The following is a 3786-nucleotide window of genomic DNA, read 5'->3' as shown; positions in this document are numbered from 1 at the left end:
GCGCCCGGCCGAAGGCCTGGGCCGCGCTGCCGCCGGCCGGGACGCTGATCATCCTCTGTCTTTTTCAGATCCTCCTCATGCTGCTGCACTGCGCCTCCGCCTCGGGGGTCCAGACGCGCGCCCGTAGGGATTCGAACCCCAAACCTTCTGATCCGTAGTCAGATGCTCTATCCGTTGAGCTACGGGCGCTTGTTCAGTTGTGGATCCCCGCCGGGCGGGAACCCCGCGGAGGCTCCGGGATTTGAACCCGGGAGGGGGCGTGACCCCCAACCGCATTAGCAGTGCGGCGCCATAGACCAGACTAGGCGAAGCCTCCCGGTGTCCTCTCGGCCACTGCGGAAAGCCTACACAACCTGCCATCGCGGCGACAAAGGGGGGTCCGCCCGGCCGGAGCTCAGCTCCCGGCGTCCTTCCCGAGCTGCACGAACGGGTTCAGCGCGGCCGGATTGCGCAAGGCGTCGCGGCTCACGGCCCGCTCCGGGTCGGCGCCTGCGAGGATCTTCTTCACCGGCACCTCCAGCTTCTTGCCGTTCAGCGTCTGCGGGACCTCGTCGACGACGATGAACCGGTTCGGCACGTGCCGCGGCGAGAGCTGGGACCGCAGCTGCCGCTTGAGCTCCGGCTCGACGTCCGCCAGCTCCGCGCCTTCGGCCAGGACCAGGAAGCACAGCAATTCGCCCTCGCCGCCCGCCGCGCCGGAGGTGTCGATCACGAGCGAGTCGGTCACCTCGTCGAATCCCTCGACCACCCGGTAGAACTCGGCGGTTCCCATCCGGATGCCGCCACGGTTCAACGTCGAGTCGCTGCGGCCGTGGATCACCAAGGTCTCCCGCTCGGTGACCTCCACCCAGTCGCCGTGCCGCCACACGCCCGGATACGTGTCGAAGTACGCCTCGTGCAGGCGGGAACCGTCCGGGTCGTTCCAGAAGAACACCGGCATCGACGGCATCGGCTTGGTGATCACCAGCTCGCCGACCTCGCCGTGCAGTTCCCGGCCGTCCTCGGAGTAGGACCGCACCGCCGCCCCCAGCAGCGGGCAGGAGATCTCGCCGAGCCACACCGGAACGTCCGGCGCCGCGCCGACGACCGCGGTGCACAAGTCCGTCCCGCCGGAGACGCTGGCGATCTGCACGCGCTCGCCCACCGCGTCGGCGACCCAGCGGAAGCCGTCGGTGCTCAGCGGCGAACCGGTCGAGCCGACCGCGCGCAGCGCCGAGAGGTCGTAGTCGGCCTTCGGCCGCAGCTCGCTTTTCAGGCAGCTCTGGATGAACGGCGCTGAGGTGCCGAAGTAGCTCACCCGGTAGCGCTGCGCGAGCTCCCACAACGCGTTCAGCGAAGGATGCCCGGGGCTGCCGTCGAACAGCAGCAGCCGGGCGCCGGTGAGCAACCCGCCGAGCAGGAAGTTCCACATCATCCAGCCGGTCGTGGTGAACCAGAAGAACGTGTCGCCCGGACCGAGGTCGCAGTGCAGCCCGACCGACTTGAGCTGTTCGACGACCATGCCGCCGTGGCCGTGCACGATGCCCTTCGGCAAACCGGTGGTGCCGGACGAGTAGAGCACCCACAGCGGGTGGTCGAACGGCACGGCGTCGAAGGCGAGCTCGGCGTCGCGGTGCCGTCGCAGCAGCTCCGCCCAGTCCGCGCAGCCGTCGAGTTCGCCGGCGCCGACGTAGTCGACCAGCACGGTGCTCGCCAACCCGGGCAGCATTCCGCGCAGTTCGTCCACAGTGGACCTGATGTCGTAGCGCTTGCCGCCGTAGACGTAGCCGTCGACGGCGACCAGCACCTTCGGCTCGATCTGCACGAACCGGTCGGCGACCGCGCGCAGCCCGAAGTCCGGTGAGCACGACGACCAGATCGCACCCAGGCTCGCGGCCGCCAGGAACGCGATCAGCGTCTCCGGGCAGTTCGGGGCCAGCGCCGCGACCCGGTCACCGCGGCCCACGCCCTGCTCGGCCAGCGCCGCCCGCATCGCGGCCACGCGGGCGCGCAGCTCGCCGTAGGTGAGCTCGGCCTCGAGCCCGTCCTCGCGGGCGAACACGATCGCCGAGTCCTGATCCCGCTTCGCTTCGCCCCCGCTGCCTTCAACGCGGCGCAGCGCGTGCTCGGCGTAGTTCAACGTCGCGCCGGGGAACCACTCCGCACCCGGCATGACCTCGGCGGGCAGCACCCGGCTCGGCCGCTCGTGGAACGTGACGCCGAAGAAGTCCGCGACGGCTCCCCAGAACCCCTCCAGGTCCGTGATCGACCAGCGCCACAGCGCCCGGTAGTCCGGCAGGTCCACGCCCCGCTCGGTACGCAGCCACTCGCGGAAGCCCTCGATCCGGGTGCGGCGGACCTGGTCCGGCGCGGGCTGCCACAGCAATTCGGGAGCCGTACTGGAAGTCATGCACGTTTCCTAACCCACGAAGACGCCCGGACGCCATAGCCGGGAGACCAGGTGTGCACCGGAAACAATTCATCCACAGCGACTGTGGACAAGTTGTCCACACATTGTGGATCGAGCTCAGCGCAGGTGCGTGTCGAACCAGTTCCGCGCCCGCTGCCACGCCTCGACCGCGGCGCTCGAATCGGTGTCGAAGCGGTGGTCGCTGCGCGCGTAGTGCACGACGTCCGTGGCGACCCGGGCGGTGGCCGCCGCGTCCCGCAGCTTGCCGACCTCCGCGGCCGGGATGCCCGGGTCGAGCTCGCTGTAGAGCCCCAGCCACGGGCAGGTCAGCTCACCGGCGATCTCCACCAGCGCCGGCAGCCCATCGGAGAGCGGTTCGAGGATGCCGCCACCGCCGACGGTCACCGCAGCTCCGAGGCTGCGGCTACCCGCCACCACCAGCGCCGCCGAGCCGCCGATGTCGAACCCGATGACCCCTTGCCGGTCGGCGGGCACGCCCCGGTCGGTCAGCCACACGAACGCCGCGTCCGAATCGGCGAGGATCGACTCGCCGCTCAGCCGCTGCACCTGGTCGTTGACCTGGTCGTCGCCGTGGCCGTCGGAGAGCTCGTCGGTGCCGTCGCGGTGGTAGAGGTGCGGCGCCACCGTCAGCCAGCCCTCGTCGGCGAGGCTGCTCACCAGCGAGCGCACTCGGCCGGTCACGCCCCGGGCTTCGTGCAGCACCACCAGCCCGCCGCGCACGACGTTGTCCGGTTCGGCGACGGTCATCCGCAGCGTGCTGCCGTCGGTGAGCGCGAGCGTCTCGGTCCGGGATTCGGTCATGTCGTTCAGGTAACCAGGTACGGGTGAACAAAAGTCAACGTGATCGTCCGGATGGCGGTAGGTCGCTGACGCTCCGTCCACGAGCACCGCCGGTGACTCGTCGCCGCCCCGCCAGCGTGCGGAGAAACTCGATCGCAACGGCCGCGAACTGCGATGATTCGACCTCCGCAACACCCGTGCCGAGCCGCGCGAACGCCCGGATCCGCACCGGCACCGCACTCGCGACGTGGCACGCATTACACCCGGTCGGCGTCCGCAGCGCACAGGAACCGACAAGTCGCCCGCGGATGTCGAACACGCGCGAATCGACGCCGCTGGGTGCCACCGCAGAGCCGCACCGCGCTCTAGAGTTGGCGGGCGACACCGTCGCCCGCGGTACGTCGAACCAAGGAGGCGTGCATGACCGTCCGCAGCCGCGCCGCCCTCGACCAGCGGCCCGCCTCCGTCGCAGGCCGCCCCGTCCCCGGTGCGATCAAGCTGGCCAGCAACGAAGTCTCCGCCGGTCCGCTGCCCGGCGTCGAGGCGGCGATCGCGCGCGCGGCCGCGGACGTGCACCGCTACCCCGACATGGGCGC

Annotated in this window: 2 protein-coding genes, 2 tRNA genes and 1 pseudogene; 1 reads left to right on the top strand and 4 read right to left on the bottom strand. The window is 70.4% G+C overall.

Going from position 1 to position 3786, the window contains the following annotated elements; translation table 11 throughout:
• Positions 1 to 116: 116 nt before the first annotated feature.
• The 4 genes from IJH84_RS10260 to IJH84_RS10245 form a co-directional block, all read right to left on the bottom strand.
• Positions 117 to 189, bottom strand: a tRNA-Arg gene (locus IJH84_RS10260).
• Between the two features lie 37 nt (positions 190 to 226).
• Positions 227 to 316: transfer RNA gene (locus IJH84_RS10255), tRNA-Ser, on the bottom strand.
• A gap of 78 nt (positions 317 to 394) precedes the next feature.
• Positions 395 to 2389, bottom strand: coding sequence for an acetoacetate--CoA ligase (locus IJH84_RS10250; RefSeq protein WP_295143217.1), 1995 nt, complete (start codon positions 2387 to 2389; stop codon positions 395 to 397).
• Between the two features lie 117 nt (positions 2390 to 2506).
• Positions 2507 to 3211 (bottom strand): dienelactone hydrolase family protein, encoded by a 705-nt coding sequence (locus IJH84_RS10245; protein ID WP_200068184.1) that lies wholly within the window; start codon positions 3209 to 3211, stop codon positions 2507 to 2509.
• A gap of 399 nt (positions 3212 to 3610) precedes the next feature.
• Between IJH84_RS10245 and IJH84_RS10240 the strand changes: the two are divergent.
• Positions 3611 to 3786 (top strand): annotated as a pseudogene (locus IJH84_RS10240) (aminotransferase); the annotation flags it as partial.

The organism is Saccharopolyspora sp., assembly GCF_017434145.1.
GTDB classification, from domain to species: Bacteria; Actinomycetota; Actinomycetes; order Mycobacteriales; family Pseudonocardiaceae; genus Saccharopolyspora_C; species Saccharopolyspora_C galaxeae.
The sequence above is the reverse complement of the archived record's forward strand: the minus strand, read 5'-3'. Positions and strand labels throughout refer to the sequence as shown.